General features: G+C 67.5%; 21 protein-coding genes. 14 read left to right on the forward strand and 7 right to left on the reverse strand.

Annotated elements, in window-relative coordinates; all coding sequences use genetic code 11:
* The gene (locus DZG09_RS06075) at window positions 1-432 is read left to right on the forward strand and encodes an HtaA domain-containing protein (protein ID WP_162893181.1); all 432 of its coding nucleotides are present in this window, start codon (window positions 1-3) and stop codon (window positions 430-432) included.
* Here DZG09_RS06075 and DZG09_RS06080 read toward each other — a convergent pair.
* Window positions 384-977: a MarR family winged helix-turn-helix transcriptional regulator gene (locus tag DZG09_RS06080; protein ID WP_119696732.1), complete on the reverse strand. Its 594-nt coding sequence runs from the start codon at window positions 975-977 to the stop codon at window positions 384-386. The two genes, DZG09_RS06075 and DZG09_RS06080, sit on opposite strands and share 49 nt — an antisense overlap.
* A 147-nt stretch (window positions 978-1,124) precedes the next feature.
* Between DZG09_RS06080 and DZG09_RS06085 the strand changes: the two genes are divergently transcribed.
* The 11 genes from DZG09_RS06085 (at window position 1,125) to DZG09_RS06135 (ending at window position 11,176) form a co-directional block, all read left to right on the forward strand.
* Complete coding sequence (locus tag DZG09_RS06085; RefSeq protein WP_119696733.1) at window positions 1,125-2,324, forward strand: cytochrome P450; 1,200 nt, start codon at window positions 1,125-1,127, stop codon at window positions 2,322-2,324.
* Window positions 2,325-2,354: 30 nt separating this feature from the next.
* Window positions 2,355-3,335, forward strand: a complete 981-nt coding sequence (locus tag DZG09_RS06090) for an ABC transporter substrate-binding protein (protein ID WP_119696734.1) — start codon at window positions 2,355-2,357, stop codon at window positions 3,333-3,335.
* A gap of 45 nt (window positions 3,336-3,380) precedes the next feature.
* Complete coding sequence (locus DZG09_RS06095; protein ID WP_240423733.1) at window positions 3,381-4,235, forward strand: ABC transporter permease; 855 nt, start codon at window positions 3,381-3,383, stop codon at window positions 4,233-4,235.
* Window positions 4,235-5,035 (forward strand): ABC transporter permease, encoded by an 801-nt coding sequence (locus DZG09_RS06100; RefSeq protein ID WP_240423735.1) that lies wholly within the window; start codon window positions 4,235-4,237, stop codon window positions 5,033-5,035. Before DZG09_RS06095 ends, DZG09_RS06100 begins: the two co-directional genes overlap by 1 nt.
* Window positions 5,036-5,040: 5 nt before the next feature.
* A complete protein-coding gene (locus DZG09_RS06105) occupies window positions 5,041-5,862 on the forward strand; it encodes an ABC transporter ATP-binding protein (protein WP_240423736.1) in 822 nt (273 codons plus the stop codon).
* Window positions 5,859-6,818 (forward strand): PDR/VanB family oxidoreductase, encoded by a 960-nt coding sequence (locus DZG09_RS06110; protein WP_119696735.1) that lies wholly within the window; start codon window positions 5,859-5,861, stop codon window positions 6,816-6,818. The genes DZG09_RS06105 and DZG09_RS06110 overlap by 4 nt, the downstream gene beginning before the upstream one ends.
* A 34-nt stretch (window positions 6,819-6,852) precedes the next feature.
* Entirely contained in the window at window positions 6,853-8,508 is a 1,656-nt protein-coding gene (locus DZG09_RS06115; RefSeq protein ID WP_119696736.1) for a dihydroxyacetone kinase family protein, read from the forward strand.
* Window positions 8,509-8,555: 47 nt separating this feature from the next.
* Entirely contained in the window at window positions 8,556-8,978 is a 423-nt protein-coding gene (locus DZG09_RS06120; protein ID WP_162893182.1) for a hypothetical protein, read from the forward strand.
* Complete coding sequence (locus DZG09_RS06125) at window positions 8,975-9,352, forward strand: DUF5615 family PIN-like protein (protein WP_119696738.1); 378 nt, start codon at window positions 8,975-8,977, stop codon at window positions 9,350-9,352. Before DZG09_RS06120 ends, DZG09_RS06125 begins: the two co-directional genes overlap by 4 nt.
* 57 nt (window positions 9,353-9,409) lie before the next feature.
* Window positions 9,410-10,855: a glycoside hydrolase family 43 protein gene (locus DZG09_RS06130; RefSeq protein WP_119696739.1), complete on the forward strand. Its 1,446-nt coding sequence runs from the start codon at window positions 9,410-9,412 to the stop codon at window positions 10,853-10,855.
* A gap of 96 nt (window positions 10,856-10,951) precedes the next feature.
* The gene (locus tag DZG09_RS06135) at window positions 10,952-11,176 is read left to right on the forward strand and encodes a hypothetical protein (protein ID WP_119696740.1); all 225 of its coding nucleotides are present in this window, start codon (window positions 10,952-10,954) and stop codon (window positions 11,174-11,176) included.
* Window positions 11,177-11,262: 86 nt separating this feature from the next.
* Here DZG09_RS06135 and DZG09_RS06140 read toward each other — a convergent pair whose 3' ends face one another.
* The 6 genes from DZG09_RS06140 to DZG09_RS06165 are packed head-to-tail and all read right to left on the reverse strand — an operon-like array spanning window position 11,263 to window position 16,936.
* On the reverse strand, window positions 11,263-11,997 hold the full coding sequence (locus DZG09_RS06140) for a tyrosine-protein phosphatase (protein ID WP_119696741.1): 735 nt from the start codon (window positions 11,995-11,997) through the stop codon (window positions 11,263-11,265).
* Window positions 11,994-12,773 carry an ABC transporter ATP-binding protein gene (locus DZG09_RS06145; protein WP_119697426.1) on the reverse strand — a complete coding sequence of 260 codons (780 nt, stop codon included), beginning with the start codon at window positions 12,771-12,773 and terminating at the stop codon, window positions 11,994-11,996. Before DZG09_RS06145 ends, DZG09_RS06140 begins: the two co-directional genes overlap by 4 nt.
* Window positions 12,770-13,576: an ABC transporter ATP-binding protein gene (locus DZG09_RS06150; RefSeq protein WP_119696742.1), complete on the reverse strand. Its 807-nt coding sequence runs from the start codon at window positions 13,574-13,576 to the stop codon at window positions 12,770-12,772. The genes DZG09_RS06145 and DZG09_RS06150 overlap by 4 nt, the downstream gene beginning before the upstream one ends.
* A complete protein-coding gene (locus DZG09_RS06155) occupies window positions 13,573-14,451 on the reverse strand; it encodes an ABC transporter permease (RefSeq protein WP_119696743.1) in 879 nt (292 codons plus the stop codon). The genes DZG09_RS06150 and DZG09_RS06155 overlap by 4 nt, the downstream gene beginning before the upstream one ends.
* Window positions 14,448-15,431, reverse strand: a complete 984-nt coding sequence (locus DZG09_RS06160) for an ABC transporter permease (RefSeq protein ID WP_119696744.1) — start codon at window positions 15,429-15,431, stop codon at window positions 14,448-14,450. The genes DZG09_RS06155 and DZG09_RS06160 overlap by 4 nt, the downstream gene beginning before the upstream one ends.
* Complete coding sequence (locus DZG09_RS06165) at window positions 15,428-16,936, reverse strand: ABC transporter substrate-binding protein (protein WP_162893183.1); 1,509 nt, start codon at window positions 16,934-16,936, stop codon at window positions 15,428-15,430. Before DZG09_RS06165 ends, DZG09_RS06160 begins: the two co-directional genes overlap by 4 nt.
* 132 nt (window positions 16,937-17,068) lie before the next feature.
* On the opposite strand from DZG09_RS06165, the gene DZG09_RS06170 reads away from it, so the two are divergent.
* Together DZG09_RS06170 and DZG09_RS16535 are read left to right on the forward strand one after the other, a co-directional pair.
* Window positions 17,069-17,863 carry a GntR family transcriptional regulator gene (locus DZG09_RS06170; RefSeq protein ID WP_119696746.1) on the forward strand — a complete coding sequence of 265 codons (795 nt, stop codon included), beginning with the start codon at window positions 17,069-17,071 and terminating at the stop codon, window positions 17,861-17,863.
* A 332-nt stretch (window positions 17,864-18,195) separates the two neighbouring features.
* On the forward strand, window positions 18,196-18,345 hold the full coding sequence (locus tag DZG09_RS16535) for a hypothetical protein (RefSeq protein WP_162893184.1): 150 nt from the start codon (window positions 18,196-18,198) through the stop codon (window positions 18,343-18,345).
* Window positions 18,346-18,347: the final 2 nt, after the last annotated feature.

The raw sequence follows: 18,347 nt of genomic DNA on the forward strand, positions 1-18,347 counted from the left end.
ATGGACAGGTCATGCATCGTCGAATGGGGCGTGAAGCGTTCGCTGCTCGAGTACATGCAGCGCGCAGGAGATCTCGAGGTCGAGGTCGAAGGCGGTGCGGGCTTCGACGCTGATGCCGGGGTGACGATCCCTGCCGTGCGCGAACCGGATGGACGAGTGCGGTTCCTGGGGTCTGTGGTCCTGCGTGCGCATCAGGGGGCGCTCGAGGTTCCGATCGTCGACGGCGAGATCGCGGATGATGTGCTCTCGATCGCCGACCCGGCGGGCGAGGACGGGGACAGGCTGGCTCTGGTCGCGCTGGTGGCGGTGCCGGGGAATGGTGAAGGCGCGCAGCGCTGGACATCGCGACTCGCAGAAGATGCCGATGCCCTGTTCAGGTACAACTACGTGCCGCGGGCGGCCTTCGAGGACGTGGTGGTTCGGGAGGCGTGAGCGACGTCCCGCAGCAGCCCCTGCTCGAACTCCTGCAGCGCGTCGGCGGAGTCGAGGAGTCGGACGAGGAGCGTGTTGAGCGTGGTGACCTCGTCGGCTGACAGGTTCGAGTGGAGGATCTTGTCGCGCTGCAGTGCGACACGGAGCAGGTCCTCGTGCACGTGAGCTCCCTCGTCGGTGAGGAAGAGATGACGCGATCCGCGCGATCCGTTCAACTGGGCGACCAGTTCCAGTTCAAGCAGTCGATTGACGCTGCGTGAGGCGATCGACTTGTTCATGCCGAGGACCTCGATCACGTCTCGGGCGGTCGCGCCGGGATAGTTCGCCAGCGCCGACAGGATGCGCCACTCGTTCATGCCGACACCGTGCAGATGGTGGAAGATCCGAGATCCGCCCCAGACGAGGATGTTCGAGACGAGATGGATGAGCGCTGGGGTGTACTCGTCACGAACGATCGTGTCCGTGGGGGTGGCGGTCACCAGCCCCTGCGCGCGGGCCTTCTCGAGGATCGACTCCCGAGCGCGGGGCTCGCCTGGTGTGAACATGCGGGAATCCTATCTGGCTGCCGGAGCGGAGGGCCGACGATGATGCGATGGAACATGTAGGTTGCAATTAATCTAGGTTAAATATAACCTGCTTGTGTCTCTGACGGAAGGCCGCGAGACGCGACCACGAACGACACGGAGTGATCAATGCCGACCACCCACATGGGAGCCGCAGTGCTGTCGATCGACCCGTTCTCCGAAGAAGGCCTCGAGAACGCGCTCGAGATCGATGATGCGATCCGCGAGTCCGGTGAGGTCGTGTACCTCGAGAAGTACGGCACGTGGTTCACCGGCCGTCACTCCGTCGTCGAGGACGTGATGCGCGACTACGAGACCTTCGAGTCGGGCGCGGGCACGGGGCTGACGAACACACGACTCGAGGAGAACTGGCGCAAGCCGAGCGTGATCCTGGAGAACAACCCGCCGTCTCACACCAAGTATCGCCGGATCATGACATCGATCCTGAGCCAGAGAGTCGTGCGACGGCTGCGGGCATCGTTTCAGGCGGACGCCGACGCGCTCGTCTCACGAGTGATCGGCGGCGAGCTCAACGCGGCGAAGGATCTCGCCGAGGCGTATCCGCTTCACGTGCTGCCGAACGCGCTCGGGTTCCACGAGGAGGGTCGCAGGCATCTGCTGCCGTACTCGAACCTGAACTTCAATGCGGCGGGGCCGCGCAACGAGCGCTACCGTCGCGCGGCAGAGGAATCGCGCGAAGCCTCCGAGTTCGTCGCATGGCAGATGCGTCGTGAGGCGCTCGACGAGGAAGGGCTCGGCCAGACGATCTACGGCTTCGTCGACGAAGGCGAGATCACGGAGGAGGACGCAGGCATGCTCGTGCGGACCTTCCTGTCTGCCGGCATCGACACGACCGTGTTCGGCATTCAGTTCGCTCTGCGGCATCTCGCTGATCAGCCCGGGGTATGGGAGAGGCTGAGAGGTGATCCGTCTTTGGCACGCCAGGTGTTCGAGGAGACGCTGCGCTTCACGCCGTCGAGCCCCTTCATCGGCCGTACCACGACGCGTGAGGCGGCGTTCGGTGAGGCGGTGATCCCTGCGGGACAGAAGGTCGTCGTCGCGCTCGCCGCGGCGAACCGCGACCCCCGCCGTTGGGATCGCCCGAACGATTTCGACCTCGACCGCGACACATCCGGTCATCTTGCGTTCGGTACGGGCGTCCATGGCTGCGTCGGGCAGATGATGGCGCGCATGGAAGCGACGTGCCTGCTGACCGCGCTCGCGCAGCAGGCGGAATCGATCGAACTGATCGGTGAGCCGGAGATCTTCTATTCCAATTGGCTTCGCGGCTTCGAGAACCTGCCGATGCGCATCACGCGCGCGGCATAGAAACACCTCAACACACAAGGAGAAGGCTCAATGAAGAGGATTTCGATCATCACAGCAGGCGCCGCTGCGCTTGCGCTGACGCTCGCGGGATGCGGCGGCTCTGGAGACGCACCGGAGGAGTCGGAAGGCGGGCTCCGTACGGTGAACGTCGTCGGCGTACCCGTCGTCGACATGGCGGCACTGTACGTCGGCGAGAACCAGGGGTTCTTCGAGGACGAAGGGCTCGAGCTGAACATCGAGTTCGGCCAGGGCACCGCCGCGATGATTCCCGCGCTGCTGAACGGCCAGTACGACGTTCAATACGGCGGGTCGATCAACCTGCTCCAGGCCATCGACGCCGGTATGCCGCTGCAGGCGATCGCTGTCGGCGGGCGCACGACAGGCGTGCAGGGCGAAGACCACGGTGCCCTCCTCGTGAGCGAGGACAGCGACATCCAGTCACCGAAGGATCTCGAGGGCAGGACCATCGCCGTCAACGCGCTGCACGGTCTGCACGAGGTCGCGCTGTGGCAGTCGGTCACGAAGGACGGCGGTGACCCGGAGAAGGTGACGTTCGTCGAGATGGCGCTGCCGGACATGGGGGCGGCGCTCGAGAACGGCGAGGTCGATGCGGTGTCGACCGCCGAACCCTTCCTGGGGCTGCTGCTGGATGAGGGCACCAGGCAGGTGACCAGCCCGTACGCTGACGTGGACGAGAACTTCGCCACGGCGCTGTACTTCGGATCCGACGAAGCGATCGCGGAGGATTCCGATCTGTACGAGTCCTTCGTCAGCGCGCTCGAGAAGTCGTTCGCGTACAGCAGCGAGCACTCGGACGAGGTGCGCGCGGAGCTGGGGAACTTCACTCAGATCGATCCGGATGCTGCCGAGACGATGATCCTCACCGACTTCACCTGGGGTCTGAGCTACGACGACCTTCTGATCGTCGCGGAGGCCGGCGCGGACGCCGACACCATCGATGATCCGGAAGGCACCGCGAAGAAGGCTGCCACGTACGTCGATCCGCAGTGATCACCGTCGCGTGACGTCGACTTCGGAAAGGAAAGTCGTGTCATCATGACTCAGGAATCCACCGTGCGCGGGCGAGCATCGCTGACGCGGACGATGTCGACCATCGCGCTGGCGCCGAGGCGGCAGCGCTCCGGTCCCAATCCTGTCGTATGGGGAACCGGGGGGCTCGCGCTCCTCGCACTCGTTCTCGAGCTCGGCCCCGTGATGGGGCTGGTGAATCCCCGTTTCTTCCCTCCGCTGCACGAGATTCTGCAGTCTCTGGGTGCTCAGGTATCCACGAGCACGTTCTGGGCGGCGCTCGGGAGCACGGTCCTCGGATGGCTCGTCGGGCTCGGTGTCGCCACGGTGCTCGGCGTCGTGCTCGGCGTGGTGATCGGAAGCATCTCGATCGTGGACCGGCTGCTGTCGTCCACGATCGAGTTCCTCCGCCCGATTCCGTCGGTGGCGCTCGTTCCGCTCGCGGCGCTGCTGTTCGGAGCGACGACACAGGCCACGCTCGTCCTGGTGGTGTTCGCGAGCCTGTGGCCCATCCTGATCCAGGTCGTGTACGGCGTGCGCGATGTCGACCGCACCGCGCTCGACATCGCGGCCAGCTACCGGCTCGGTCTTCCGCGCACGGTGGCAAAGGTCATCTGGCCGAGCATGATGCCGTACCTGATCGTGGGATTCCGGCTGTCGGCGGCGGTTGCGCTGATCCTCGAGATCACCGGTGAACTGATCATCGGGTCGCCGGGGATCGGCAATCTCATCACTGTCGCGCAGTCTTCGGCCGCGACATCCAATATGTACGCATTCGTCCTGGTCGCGGCGCTCCTCGGTGTGGTGATCAACGTCGGTGTGCGGTTCCTGGAGCGTCGCATGCTGTTCTGGCATGCATCCGTACGAGGGGAGGGGATGTGATGTCGTACGCCGCCGATCGTTCGCGCCGCATCAGAGGCATCCTGATGAGGATCGTCTCCGTTCTCGCCGTTCCTGTCGTGCTGATCGCGATCTGGCAGGTCGCCGCCCACTCGGCCCAGCACATCTACTGGCCCAGCCCGAGCACGATCCTCGGAGCCTTCCCCGACACCTGGTTCACCGGGAGGCTGACGGGTGACGTGCTTCCCAGCCTCGGCCGCCTTCTCGCCGGGTATCTGCTCGCAGTCGTCATCGGGGTGCTGGGCGGTGCGCTCGTGGGGAGCTTTCTGCGCCTCAGGCTGCTGCTCGAACCGGTTTTCGAGCTCTTTCGCGCTGTGCCGCCGCCCGTGCTCGTACCGATCATCATGCTGTTCACCGGTATCGGCACCAACATGCAGGTGACGGTCATCGCATTCGGCTGCGTCTGGCCCATTCTGATCAACACGGTCGAGGGCGTGCGCGGCATCGAGAGCACCCAGATCGACACGGCGAACTCGTACCGGATCACCGGTGCGCGCCGATTCTTCCGCGTCGTCGTTCCCGCGGCGTCTCCCAAGATCTTCGCCGGCGGTCGCCAGGCGCTGTCGATCGGCATCATCATGATGGTGATCAGCGAGATGTTCGCGTCGACGAACGGCATCGGACTCAACGTCATCGAGTTCCAGCGGTTGTTCCAGCTCACCCCGATGTGGACGGGAATCATCCTGCTCGGCCTCATCGGAGTGCTGGCCAACGCGCTCTTCCGGCTCGTCGAACGCCGCGTGCTGCGGTGGTACATGGGCATGCAGGCCCAGGAGAGGTGAACATCATGAGCGAACGTGAAGACGAAGTCATGCTGTCCGTCAGGGGACTGAACAAGGTCTACGGCACAGGCCCCGGTGCTGTCGAAGCCATCGGGCGGCTCGACTTCGAAGTGAAGCGCGGCGAACTGGTGTGCATCGTCGGGCCGTCCGGGGCGGGCAAGACCACGTTCCTGCGATGCATCTCCGGACTGCTCGCACCCAGCTCAGGCGAGGTGGAGCTGGAGGGAAGCGCCGTCTCGGAGCCTCCGGAGGGTATGGCGGTGGTGCTGCAGGACTACAGCCGCAGCCTGTACCCGTGGCTGAGCGTGGCCGACAACGTCGAGCTTCCGCTGAAGGCGAAGGGCATCGCGAAGGGCCGCAGGCGCGAACTCGTGGCTCAATCGCTCGATGCGGTGGGGCTCGCACGTGCGGGGCGCCAGTATCCCTGGCAGCTCTCCGGTGGCATGCAGCAGCGCGTCGCGATCGCCCGTGCGGTCGCGTACGAGCCGCACATCCTCGTCATGGACGAGCCCTTCGCCGCGGTCGACGCGCAGACGCGCGCCGACCTCGAGGATCTGGTCAGGCACCTGTGGCGGACGCTCGGCGTGACCGTGCTGTTCGTGACGCACGACATCGATGAATCGGTCTATCTGGGGCAGCGCGTCATGGTGCTGTCCCATGCTCCGACGTTCGTGCTCGAAGAGGTCTCGGTCGATCTCCCTGACGAACGCGATCAGCTCGGCACTCGCGCGCTGCCGCGCTTCGCAGAGCTTCGGGCCAGGGTGTACGAGCTCATCCAGCAGGCGAAGCACACCGACTACCGATCGCAGGAGGAGGCCGCTGTATGACCGCGGAGACCCTCACGCTGCAGGTGGCCGAGCGGACGGACGAGGCCGAGGGGGTCATCAGCGTCTCTCTCGTCGATCCGCAGGGCAAGCCGCTGCCGGAGTGGCGCCCCGGCGCCCACATCGACATCCTCGTAGATCGCCAAGGCGCCGCTCCGCTGATCCGGCAGTACTCCCTCTGCGGTGACCCGAACGACACATCCGGCTACCGAATCGCGGTGCTTCGCGAGGATGGGGGCTCGGGCGGCAGCCGTCATCTTCACGACGCCATCCGTCAGGGCCAGCTCGTGCGCACGTCCGTTCCGCGCGACAACTTCGGATTCGAGCGAGCCGACCGACTCGTGTTCATCGCCGGCGGCATCGGCATCACGCCGATTCTGCCGATGCTGCGCGAAGCCGAGCAGAACGGGGCGGACTGGGAACTGCACTACGCGGGTCGCTCGCGGGAGTCGATGGCTTTCGTCGCTGCCCTCGATGAGTTCGGCGATCGCGTGCATCGCTACGAAAAAGCCGGAGGGCGGCGCATGGATGCGGGTGACCTCGTCCGGCGCGCGCATGCCGCCGGCGCGCGTGTCTACGCGTGCGGGCCCCAGCGGCTCCTCGACGACCTCGAAACCGCGGCGGAGGCATCCGGATGCGACGTGCGCGTCGAGCGGTTCGTCAACGACCAGGAGACCAACCTGGCCACGGACCACCCCTTCGACGTCGAGCTGGAGCTGACGGGCAGGACCATCAGGGTCGAGCCGGGTGAATCGATCCTCGGCAAGGTGCGCGAGGCCGGGGTGCCCGTGCCGTCGTCGTGTGAGGGCGGCACATGCGGCACCTGCGAGACCTTCGTCGTGCAGGGCGAGCCCGATCATCGCGATGCCGTCCTCAGCGCGAAGGAGCGTGCGGAGAACGAAGTCATGATGATCTGCGTCTCGCGCTGCCTCGGCAAGAAGCTCGTGCTCGAGATCTGAGCGCGTCATACCCGACACAGGCAGGATGGATCGCATGAAGAAGCTGATCAACGCTCCAGAGGACGTCATCGACGACTACATCGCAGGGCTGGTCTCGTCGTGGCCGCATCTGGCGCGGCTCGACGATGCGCCGGTGGTGGTGCGCAGCGACGCCGAGCGCAAGCCGGATGATCGTGTCGCGATCGTCTCCGGCGGCGGTTCGGGGCACGAACCGGCGCACGCGGGGTACGTCGGGCGCGGCATGCTCGATGCTGCAGTGCTGGGGCCGGTGTTCACATCGCCATCGGTCGACGACGTCTACGCGGCGATCCACGCCGTCGCGACGGGTGCCGGTGTGCTGCTGATCATCAAGAACTACACCGGCGATGTGCTCAACTTCTCGCTCGCCGCGGAGATGGCGCGTGCTGACGGCATCCGGGTCGAGCGGGTGATCGTCGCCGACGACGCTGCTCTCGGCGACTCCGCCGGAGCCGGCAGGCGCGGGCTCACGGCCACTGTGCTCGCACACAAGGTGGCGGGTGCTGCGGCAGAACGAGGAGCGAGCCTCGACGAAGTGACACGCACGGTGGAGCGCGTTCTGGCGCGGGCGGCGACGATGGGCGTCGCGCTCGGCGCCTGCACGGTGCCGGGGAGCGAGCGCGCGAACTTCGAACTCGGCGAGCGCGAGGTCGAGTGGGGCCTCGGCATCCACGGCGAGCCCGGGCGCAATCGAGGCGAGGCGCAGAGCTCCGCCGAGACTGCTGAGGTTCTCGTCGAGCAGGTCTGGGCCGCCATCGACGGCGTTTCGGGCGACGAGATCGTCGTGCTCGTGAACTCGCTGGGCGGTACCCCCGACCTCGAGATCCGCATTCTGCATGGCGACGTGCTCCGCGCGCTGGAAGCCCGCGGAGCACGCGTGCGGCTGACATGGGCCGGGCCGTTCCTGACATCGCTCGAGATGCCGGGAGCATCGGTGACCGTCGCAGCTGCGGACGACGAACTCGTCGAGCTGCTCAGCGCCGAGGCGGTCGTCGCGGCGTTCCCGCACCGCACCGCTGAGCACGTCGGCGTGCGATCGCGGCCGTCGGGGGCGCCGAAGACGGATGAGGCTCCGGGTGGCGATCCGACTCGGATCGGCGAGCAGCTGTTCCGGATCGCCTCGCGCGTGTGCCGTGCGGCGATCGATGCGGAGACCGAGTTGACCGAACTCGACCGCAGGGTCGGCGACGGCGACATGGGCACCAACCTGGCCAGGGGTGCACGGGCGATCCTCGATGCGGAAGCCTCGCTCGCGGCCAGTGCAGACGCCGCGGCGTTCCTGCGCGGCGCATCCGGAATCGCCCGCCGCGTCGTGGGCGGCACATCCGGACCCCTCTACGCCGCGATGCTGCTCGGCATGGGCGAGGAGATCGCGCGTTCGGGTGACGCCGGCGGCGCGTTCGCGCACGGAGTGGAGCGGCTGATGGCGATCGGCGGCGCGAAGCCGGGAGACCGGACGATGGTCGACGCTCTCGCGCCCGCTGCCGAGACGTTCCGTTCGGGCGGCGGCCTCGGCCAGGCCGCCGAGGCGGCGCGGGCCGGAGCGGAGGCGACGGCACAGGGGGCGGCGCACCTCGGCAGGAGCAGCTACCTCGGCGACCGTGCGATCGGTGTGCCCGACCCCGGCGCCGTTGCGATCGCGAAGCTGCTGGAGGCGCTCGCCGCGGAGTGATGGCGGGGTTCTGGGCGATGTCGAAGGTCTCGGCTACACTGTAGTGCATGGTAGCCCCGATGAATATCCGATTCGCCTCGGGCGTGGAAGAGCATCTCGCCAGCTTCGTGAAGCGCCACGCTCAGACGAAGAACAGCGTCGTCAACACTGCGGTCGCCGAATGGCTGAAGATGCAGGCGCATCCGCGCATCCGGTTCGTGCAGGTGGAGACGGGTGAACGGCGCGCGGCGCTGATCGATGGGCCGCAGGTGTGGACGATCGCCGATGCGTGGAACGCGCACGACGAAGGGAAGCGCAGCGTCTCAGCGATCGCCGACACATCGGGCCTTCCCGCGGTCGCGGTCGACGCCGCGCTCGCCTACTGGGCCGAGAACCGCGACGAGATCGACGGCGTGATCGAGCGGCATCATCTGGCGCAGGATGAAGCTCTGGCGGCCTGGGAGGCTCGGCGGAAGCTGCAGGCGGCGTGAGTGAACCGGGGCGGAGGGCTCTTGCGCTTCTGCTCGATGAACACTATCCGGAGCGGACAGCCGGGGCTCTGCGTGAGCGCGGCATCGACGCGCAGGCCGTGGTGTCAAGGGCGGATCTCGTCGGTCGGAGCGACTCCGCCGTGCTGCGAGCGGCGGCGGATGAGCGACGCGCCGTCGTGACGGAGGACGTCACCACGTTCTCGATCGCCATGGCGAGTGCGGCAGATCACACCGGCATCATCTTCTGCCACCACGCGAGGTTCCCTCGCACGCCGAAGGGGCTGCGTGCGCTGGAGGCGGCATTGCTCCGGTTCGCGTTCGAACCGCCTCTCGGGCTCGTCGGTGAACCCTTTGTCTGGTGGCTCAGTGATTGAGCCCCGGGCAGTGGAGATCGCTGGGTATCGCCATACGGCTCGCGTAGGTTCGTCGTCATGGGCGAAAAACCGATTCTTCCCGGCTTCCACCCCGATCCGTCGATCTGCCGTGTGGGGGAGGAGTACTTCATCGCGAACTCGTCGTTCGAGTACGTGCCGGGCGTTCCGATCCACCGCTCTGCGGACCTCGTGACGTGGGAGCTGGTCGGGCACGCACTGCCCGATGCGGAGGAGATCGCATCCCCGGAGGGCGCTGAGGGTGCGAGCAGCGGTGTCTTCGCGCCGACGCTGCGCCACCACGACGGTCGCTTCTGGTTGACGACCACGACCATCGGGCGCATCCGGGAAGGGCAGCTCATCACGCACGCCGAGCATCCGGATGGCCCGTGGTCGGAACCGGTGCGCGTGCCGGACACGATCGGCATCGATCCGGATCTGGCGTGGGACGATGACGGCCGGTGCCTGCTGACATGGCGCAGCATGAGCCCGCCCGGCATCTGCCAGGTCGAGATCGATCCGGAAACCGGGGAGCGCTTCGGCGAAGCCCGGATGCTGTGGCCGGACGGCGGGCTCGCCGACACCGAGGGGCCGCACCTCATCCGGCGCGGTCACTGGTGGTATCTGATCGTCGCCGAGGGCGGAACCGGGCTCGGACACGGGGTCTCGGTGGCGCGCTCACGCGACCCGCGCGGCCCGTTCGAGCAGCACCAGGCGAATCCGATCTTCTCGCACCGCAGCACCGGGCATCCGGTGCAGGCCACCGGGCACGCGGATCTCGTCGAGCGGGCCGACGGCGGCTGGGCGATGGTCTTCCTCGGCATCCGGCAGAACGGGTCGTTCCCGCCCTCCCACGTGAACGGTCGGGAGACCTTCCTCGCGGGCGTCGACTGGGTCGAGGACTGGCCGGTCGTCGACGAGGATGTGCTCGCAGGCGCCGCGGATCCGGCGGGATTCATCGAGCGATTCGAAGCGTTGGGCGCGCGTTGGGTGTCACCGAGCGTCGCGCGGGAGTCGTTCTCGCACGTCGATGACGGACTCGTGCTCGCAGCGGGACGCGACGCCGATTCGGCCGAGCAGACCCGGGTGCTGTGCAGCAGGGTCTCCGCGCTCGAATGGGACGCGACGGCGGCAGTCGACGCAGATGCATGCCTGTCGGTGCGCATCGACGCGGGGCACTGGTACGGGGCGGAGATCGTCGGCGGGGTGCTGCGGGCGCGCGCGGTGTCGGCGCCGTTCGACAAGGTGCTCGCGCAGGCTGCGCTTCCGGTAGGCGCGCGTCTCGCGCTGCGGGCGCGCGCGAGAGACGGGTACCACTCCAGCGGCGTCGGGCCCGACACGGTGTCGATCGGCTACGAGGCGGACGGTGAGTTCACCTCGATCGCCGAGATCGACGGACGGTACGTCTCGACCGAGCTCGCCGGAGGATTCACCGGCCGGATGATCGGTCTCGAGGCTGTCGGCGGGGAGGCGCGGTTCGCGGAGGTCGTATTCGCGCCTCGGTGATGCGGGGTTTTCGCGCGCAGCCGATGGGAAACTGTCCTCGATGCTGGTGATCACGACTCATGCAAGAATGTCGGAGGTTCTTCCTGGACTTGGGGCATGGAAGGAAACCTGATCGGACTCGCCGAGGCGCTCGAGCAGCTCGCCTCCGCCGGCGGTGAGCGTGCGGTCGGGGAGCTGTCATCGGCAGAGCTGGTGGCACTCGCGATTCGTCGACGCGGCACCGGCACGCATGCAACGGCGTGGTTCATGCCGCCCGCAAGCGCCGACCCCGCCCGCGCGCCCCAGCGTGGCATGGGTGCACACCTCGGGCTGGCGGCCTGAGTGCTGGCGGCCGTTCGACGCAGTTCCCGGATGAGATAGGCACGACGAGGGGTGGCTCCGCGATGACCGGCCGCGGCACTCCGCTGTCACGTTCCGATGGCGGAGGTGCGCTCGATGAGGAGTCGCGACGCGTCCAGCGTCGGCTGTGGCACTCCGTGGGCGAGGAGGAATGCCTCCGCCCCGCCGAACTCGTCGCTGACGCGAGCCAGCGCCCCGGCGAGGAGAGCGCGCGGAGCTGACGTCGCTCGGTGCGCCGCACCGCCCGGCAGGTCGTCGGGACCTGCGACTCCGAAGAGATCGCGCAGGTAGTCGCGTCCGAGCGACGACTGCGAGAGCTCGTAGTCGGAGAGCACGTCGGCTCTGTCCGCTCCGAGCAGGTCGAGTACGATCCCGATCACGACGCCGGTGCGATCCTTGCCAGCGGTGCAGTGCACGAGGGTCGGCCCTTCCGAGACCCGCGTGAGCACGGCGCCGACGGCGGCGGCCACCGACGGCGCGAAGTCACCCAGCATGATGTCGTACAGCTCGTCGAGCGTCTGGAAGCGGATGGATCGGAGCCGATCCTGGAACACCGGGAGGTGCTCGACGCGCAGATCGGCCGCGCCCCAGACATCCGGGCTCATGCTCCTCTCCTGCTGGTCCCGCAGATCGACGATGCTGCGGACGCCGAGGTCGTGGACGGCGGCGGCGATGCTCGGGTCGTCGCGAAGCGGGGCGGCCGAGCGGTACAGCACAGCGTCGGCGAATCGGCCGCCGCCGATGCGGATGCCGCCGATGTCGCGCAGATTGTGCAGGCGCACCCGCTGCATCGTCTCAGTCATCGAATCCCCGCCGTCCTGCGCGGCGGGAGAGCGGGAATGCTCGAGATCAGTTCGCTCGTATAGGGGTGCTCCGGCGCACTCAAAAGTCTGCTCGTAGGTCCGTGCTCGACAAGCCGGCCCTCGTGCATCACAGCGGCTTCAGCGCACAGCCGGTCGATGATGCCCAGGTCGTGCGAGATGACCACGAACGTCACGCCTTCGTGCTCGGCGAGCCTGCGCAGCAGCGCGAGCACGCTGCGACGCACCGACACGTCGAGGGCGGAGACCGGCTCATCCGCGATGACCACCTCGGGGCGCGGCGCGAGCGCTCGTGCGATGGCGACCCGCTGACGCTGTCCGCCGGAGAGCTCGTGCGGACGCCGCACCGAAAGCTCGGCAGGCAGCTCGACCGCAGCCAGGAGCTCGTGCACTCGAGCGGCGTGATCCCGCTTGCCCGTGGCGATGCGAAGAGGCTCGGAGATGAGATCCTCGACCCGCATGCGCGGGTTCAGCGAGGCGTACGGGTCCTGCAGCACGAGCTGCACGCGACGGCGGAAGTCACGCTGCGCCCGCCTGTTCATGGACGCCACCGATCGGCCGTCGAAACGGATCTCACCGGCAGACGGCCGGACGAACCCCAGCATCGACATCGCGAGCGTCGTCTTGCCCGAGCCCGATTCCCCGACGATGCCGAGGCCGCTGCCCTTCGTCAGTGACAGCGACACGTCATCCAGCGCGGGACGCGAGCGGCGCGAGTACCGATGCGAGACGCCGTCGATCTCGTAGAGAGCGGTCATGCGGCGACCTGCATCGCCGGCGCGGGAGGATGCCATCCGGTCTCGTATGCGGCCTCGACGAGCGCCGACGTGTACGCCTCCATCGGGCGTTCGATCAGATCCATCGGCGTGCCGTGCTCGACGACGCGCCCGCCCTGCATGACGAGCAGACGATCGCAGGTCTGAAACGCGACGGCCATGTCGTGCGTGACCAGCACGAGGCCCGCGCCGTATGCGCGGCAGCGGTCCTCCAGGAGGCGCAGAATGCGGGCCTGGATCGTGACGTCGAGAGCCGTCGTCGGCTCATCCGCGATCAGCAGCGACGGCCGTGATGCCAGAGCGCCCGCGATGACGACGCGCTGACGCTGCCCGCCTGACAACTCGTGGGGGTAACGGCGGATCGTCTCGTCAGGGTCGGGCAGGCCGACCTCGGATGCGAGTTCGATCGCGATGCGCTCCCGCTCACGACGACCGAGCCTGCGTCGTGCCTCGAGCGGGCTCGTCATCTGGCGGCCGACCCTCATCAAGGGATCGAGCGCAGTCTGCGGCTCTTGGAAGACCATGCCGATCGCAGATCCGCGCACGGACGCGAGGCGCTTCTCGTCTGATCCCAGGACTTCCTGCCCGTCGACGACGACGCTGCCGGTGGCGACGGCGCGCTCGGGCAGGAGCCCGGATGCGGCGAAGCACGTCAGCGACTTTCCGCTTCCGGACTCCCCGATCAGGCCGACGCGCTCGCCGCGGTCGACGGTGAATGACACGCGATCGACCACGCGGCGCCCCGCGATGTCGACGGACAGGTCGGTGATGGTGAGGAGAGTCATGATGCGACGGTCGCTTTCCGTGATGGGTCGGTGCTCGAGGGCGTGGTCGTGCGGGTCCGGTGTGCCCGAGGCAGGAGCCCGTCGCGCAGTGCGTCGCCGAGCAGGTTGAGGCCGACAACGACGATGACAATCGCGAGAGCGGGGGCGATGAGGTACTCGGGGCGGGTGAGGATCTGCGACTGCAGATCGGCGAGGGAGCGGCCCCAGCTGGGCGTGGGCGGCGGGGTTCCGAACCCCAGATAGCTCAGCCCCGCCTCTGCGAGTGCAGCTGAGGCCATCACCTGCGAGGTGCGCACGATGAACGTCGGCGCGATCGCGGGCAGCACATGAACCCTGAGAATGCGTGCCCGTCCTGCGCCGGCAGCACGCGCCAGCAGGACGAAGTCGCTCTTCTGCGCCCGGCGCAGCTCGGGAAGCACGGTGCGGGCGATGATGACGGATGCTGACAGTCCGATGGAGATCGAGGCGATCAGCGTCGATGCGCCGAACCCGGTCACGAGGATGATGGCCACGATGAGGGTCGGGAACGCGATGGACACGTCGACGAGGCGCTGCAGGAACGCCGAGAGCGTGGGAGGGACGATCGAGAGGACGATCGCGATGATGATGCCGAGGAACGCGGCGATGCCGGTTGCCAGCAATGTCGCGACCAGCGTCACGCGCGCGCCGACGAGGACCGAACTGAGCTGATCCCGGCCGAGCGAGTCGGTGCCGAGCGGATGATCAGGACTGAACGGAAGCCATCCGGCGGCCGGATCCACGGCGAGCGGATCGTGCGGCGTCCATACCCATGAGACGACGGCAGTCAGCACGAGCAGCGTGAGCGAGGTGAGGCCGATCAGCCCGGTGGGAGAACGGAAGAGGGCGCGAGTCATCGCTCGACCGCCAATCGTGGGTCGACGAGACGATTGATCAGGTCCAGGGCCAGAGTCATCGTCATGATGAGCGCGGTGAGGAACAGGAGCGTGCCCTGCACCGCGGAGAAGTCGCGGTTCCCGACGCCTGTGAGCACCAGCTGTCCGATGCCGGGGAGCGAGAACACCTGCTCGACGATGACCGCACCCGTGAGGAGCCCTGCGATCTCGAGTGCGACGACAGTGAGCAGCGGAAGCGCGGTGTTCCGCAGTCCCTGCCGGACCAGGATCAGCGGCAGCCGCCAGCCGTGCGAACGCGCCGTGCGCACCCATTCCTGTTCCAGGACGTCGAGGGCCGCCGACCGCACGAACCGGATGAGCACCGCTCCGTGAGCGATGCCGAGGGTGAGAGCGGGCAGCACCAGCGAGCGCGCCGCGTCGACGGGGCTGCCCCAGCGATCGGCGGGAAAGCCCTGGGCGGGGAGGAGCCCGAGATCGACGGCGAAGACGCGCACGACGACGATGCCGACGACGAACGTCGGGATGGCGATGCCCAGTTGAGAAGCACCGGAGATCGCCTGACCGTACCAGCGGTTCGTGCCGACAGCGGCGAGCATTCCGAGCGGCAGAGCGACGATGATGCCGATTGCGAGGGCGGCGAGCCCGAGCGGGGCAGTCACGGCCATCTTCTCCGCGATCTCCTGGCCGATGTCGCGGTGGTCGATGAGCGAGCTGCCCAGATCTCCGCGCATCGCCTGAGCGACCCAATCGAGGTACCGGATGATCGCAGGGCGATCGAGGCCGAGCTCGCTGCGGATCTGCTCGAGCTGCGCCGGTGTCGCGTCGGTCCCGGCAAGGATCGACGCCTGATCGCCCGGCAGGATCTCCAACGAGGCGAAGATCACGATGCTGGCGACGAACAGGGAGAAGACCAGCACCGCGAGCTGGCGGGCGACGAGTGCCGTCGCCCGCCAGCCGCGGCCTCCGAGCCGGAGCGTCACTGTGCGGCAACCGCCACGGATGCGATCGGCATGCGATTGGCGAGCCCGTTCAGCGGCATGCCGGTGATGCCGGTGCGCGCCGCGACGACGGTCGTGGGGGAGTAGAGCCAGTCGCTGACGGCCTGCTCGCTGATGTGTCTGGCGAGCTCACGGGTGAGTTCGACCGCCTCGTCGGCGTCGGTGGTCGCGATCGATTCTGCGACGAGTCGCTGAGCGTCTGCGTCGTCGTAGTTCCAGTAGTAGTCGGGATTGCTGTAGTTGCCCGTCAGCGCGGGGGCCACGTGGAGCACCATCGACAGGTCGTAGTCGTGGTTGTTGAACACCTGCTCCAGCCACGTCGAGAACTCGAGCTGCTCGATCTCCACGTCGATGCCCACCTCGCCGAGCTGTGCGGCGACGTACTCGCTGATGCGCGTATCGTACGTGTTGGAGACGCGGAAGCCGAGCTCGAGATCCTCTGCATCCGCTTCGGCGAGGAGATCGCGTGCGGCGGCGGGATCATAGGCGTCGATGTCGGTCAGATCCTCGTACCAGGGGTCGGACGGCGTGGCCATGCTGCCGACTCGGGTGGCCTGGCCGCCCAGGGTCTCGATGAGCCCGTCTTTGTCGATCGCCATCCGGATGGCGCGCCGTACTCGGACGTCGTCCAGGCCCTCCACCGCGTGGTTGATGCCCAGGGTCATCCAGCTGCGCGAGTCGCCTTCGGTCAGGGTGTACTGCGACTCGTCGTCGAACAGCGGCGTCGTCTCAGCGGTCGTCGTCGTGAGGACGTCGACCTCGCCGGCCAGTAGTGCGTTCGCAGCGGTCGTCGCGTCGGAGATGAAATGCACGACGGCTCCGCCGTTCTCCGGCTTCTCGCCCCAGTAGTCGTCGAAGCGTGTGAGCGTGACGGTCGATCCCTTGTTCCACTGGGTCACGGTGTAGGGCCCGGTGCCGTTGGTCTCCAGGGCCAGATCGGCATCCGAGTCCTCGGAGAGGATCATCCCGGCGTTCGAGGTCAGCGCGCCGAGGAAGCCCGAGTTCCGCGAGGACAGCTCGACTTCTACGGTGTCGTCGTCGATCGCGGTGACCGTCTCCACATCGCTGAGCTGCCCCGCGTCGGGGTTCACGGAGTCTTCGCCGCTTGCCCGGCTGAGAGACCACACCACGTCGTCGACCGTCATGCCGGAACCGTCATGGAATACGACGTCGTCTCGGATGTCGAACGCGTAGGTGAGGCCGTCGTCGGAGACCGACCAATCGGATGCGAGCGACGGCACGTATCCGCCCTCGCCGTCCGAGTCGACGAGACCCTGGTAGACGTTGGGCATCAGGAGCATTTCGAGTGCCGCCCCCGATGTCGTGGAGATGTCGAGGCTCGTCGGTTCCAACCCGACCTGGATGTCGACGATCGCGTCGGCATCCGGCGCGGCGTCGGCGGGGACTGCTGCGGAGCAACCAGTCAGCGCGAGACCGACGGCGGCGAGGCCGACGGCTGCGCTGCGTGGTGTGAGGGAACGAGACATGGGGGTGATGTACCTTCCAGGTGATGGAGCCAGATCGCAGGACACGGCGTCGAGCGGGCTGTACATCTAGATGTCTATATGGATACCGTGAACCGAACGTGACCCCGAAATGAATGGCCCAGAAAGCTCTCGATGCACACAACGCCCCGCGGTGCGGCCGCGCAGTACCGACGTATCGCCCTGATCCTCTGGGACGAGATCCGCGCCGGCGGCTACACGGCCGGAGAACGGCTGCCCGCTGAGCATGAGCTCAGCAGCAGGTTCGAAGTCAATCGGCTCACTGTGCGGCAGGCGATTGCGGAGCTTCAGAAGCTCGGCATCGTGCAGATCCGCCGCGGTTCCGGCACCTTCGTCGCGGAGCCGCCATCGCTCGTGGAGATCGTCTCGACGGTGCCGGCGCGCGCGCAGCGTCGCGACAGCGTGCACGCCGCGCTGCTCGGATCAGAGGAGGACAACGGGAGCTCCGAAGCGGCTTCCGTCCGAGTGACGGAGCGGATCGACTCGCGCGCTGCCGACGATTCGCCCACCGGGCGCCTGGCGGCCGGGCACCTCGGAATGACAGTCGAAGAGCTGGTGCGCATCGACAGTGTGATGTTCCGAAGCGGTCAGCCATGGATCGTGAACTCGTACTGGATGCCGACGAGGCTCGGCGAGCGCGCTGCGAGCGTGCGCGAGGGCGAGACTGTGGTCACGACGCTGCGAGCCGCCGGAGACATCGCCCTCGTGTATCTCTGGCGGGCGTTCTCGGCGACGGCGGCTGACTTCGACGAGGCGGATCTGCTCGGCGCCGACGTGGGCAGCCCGCTGCTCGTGCGCGACGGCGTGACGGCTGATGCCGACGGGAAGCCGGTCTTCTATGTTCGGCGCCGCATGCGCGGCGAACATGCGAAGTTCGTGCTGCGATACGTCGAGGACTCCGACGCGTGACGTAGCTCTATCTGCCTGTTGAAGCACGCACGACGAGCGACGACACTGCGCCTTCCGGGGGTGCGCGGCCGATCAGGTGTGCCGAACTGCGCCATGATTCCGGCGGAACCGCGATCTGCCACACCCGAGGTGAGGAGATCATCCGAAAGACGGATGCCCCGACCGGCGCAACCCACTGACGATGGGGGCATGGGCAAGAAAGTCGAGCCGGGGGACGGGCGCCCCTCGAACCCGTGCACGGGTGGGAGCGGTTGTAGCGCTCGTCGTTCGGCGCACAAGCGGAAGCGGCGCGCTACGACATCGATCTGAACTTCTTCGACTTCGATGAGAAGGTGCGCCTGTACGTCGACGGCCGGCTGAACGAGACGCGCACCGCCCCTGCGAGGTTTCCGGTTCCGGATGGCACGGTGGTCGGCGCGCTCGGCATCGTCGCGGCGCTGGACCGCGCTCTCATGCTCCGGCACCACTGGCTGCTGGACTGAGT

This window comes from Microbacterium halotolerans (assembly GCF_003569805.1).
Classification (GTDB): domain Bacteria; phylum Actinomycetota; class Actinomycetes; order Actinomycetales; family Microbacteriaceae; genus Microbacterium; species Microbacterium halotolerans.

What these genes read in the sequence shown, in the direction of transcription:
- DZG09_RS06095 (WP_240423733.1), top strand. Translation starts at nt 3,381, where the DNA reads ATGACTCAGGAATCCACCGTGCGCGGGCGAGCATCGCTGACGCGGACG.
- DZG09_RS06135 (WP_119696740.1), top strand. Translation starts at nt 10,952, where the DNA reads ATGGAAGGAAACCTGATCGGACTCGCCGAGGCGCTCGAGCAGCTCGCC.
- DZG09_RS06075 (WP_162893181.1), top strand. Translation starts at nt 1, where the DNA reads ATGGACAGGTCATGCATCGTCGAATGGGGCGTGAAGCGTTCGCTGCTC.
- DZG09_RS06085 (WP_119696733.1), top strand. Translation starts at nt 1,125, where the DNA reads ATGCCGACCACCCACATGGGAGCCGCAGTGCTGTCGATCGACCCGTTC.
- DZG09_RS06115 (WP_119696736.1), top strand. Translation starts at nt 6,853, where the DNA reads ATGAAGAAGCTGATCAACGCTCCAGAGGACGTCATCGACGACTACATC.
- DZG09_RS06170 (WP_119696746.1), top strand. Translation starts at nt 17,069, where the DNA reads ATGCACACAACGCCCCGCGGTGCGGCCGCGCAGTACCGACGTATCGCC.
- DZG09_RS06155 (WP_119696743.1), bottom strand. Translation starts at nt 14,451, where the DNA reads ATGACTCGCGCCCTCTTCCGTTCTCCCACCGGGCTGATCGGCCTCACC.
- DZG09_RS06090 (WP_119696734.1), top strand. Translation starts at nt 2,355, where the DNA reads ATGAAGAGGATTTCGATCATCACAGCAGGCGCCGCTGCGCTTGCGCTG.
- DZG09_RS06150 (WP_119696742.1), bottom strand. Translation starts at nt 13,576, where the DNA reads ATGACTCTCCTCACCATCACCGACCTGTCCGTCGACATCGCGGGGCGC.
- DZG09_RS06120 (WP_162893182.1), top strand. Translation starts at nt 8,556, where the DNA reads ATGGTAGCCCCGATGAATATCCGATTCGCCTCGGGCGTGGAAGAGCAT.
- DZG09_RS06080 (WP_119696732.1), bottom strand. Translation starts at nt 977, where the DNA reads ATGTTCACACCAGGCGAGCCCCGCGCTCGGGAGTCGATCCTCGAGAAG.
- DZG09_RS06140 (WP_119696741.1), bottom strand. Translation starts at nt 11,997, where the DNA reads ATGACTGAGACGATGCAGCGGGTGCGCCTGCACAATCTGCGCGACATC.
- DZG09_RS06165 (WP_162893183.1), bottom strand. Translation starts at nt 16,936, where the DNA reads ATGTCTCGTTCCCTCACACCACGCAGCGCAGCCGTCGGCCTCGCCGCC.
- DZG09_RS06145 (WP_119697426.1), bottom strand. Translation starts at nt 12,773, where the DNA reads ATGACCGCTCTCTACGAGATCGACGGCGTCTCGCATCGGTACTCGCGC.
- DZG09_RS06100 (WP_240423735.1), top strand. Translation starts at nt 4,235, where the DNA reads ATGTCGTACGCCGCCGATCGTTCGCGCCGCATCAGAGGCATCCTGATG.
- DZG09_RS06105 (WP_240423736.1), top strand. Translation starts at nt 5,041, where the DNA reads ATGAGCGAACGTGAAGACGAAGTCATGCTGTCCGTCAGGGGACTGAAC.
- DZG09_RS06130 (WP_119696739.1), top strand. Translation starts at nt 9,410, where the DNA reads ATGGGCGAAAAACCGATTCTTCCCGGCTTCCACCCCGATCCGTCGATC.
- DZG09_RS06110 (WP_119696735.1), top strand. Translation starts at nt 5,859, where the DNA reads ATGACCGCGGAGACCCTCACGCTGCAGGTGGCCGAGCGGACGGACGAG.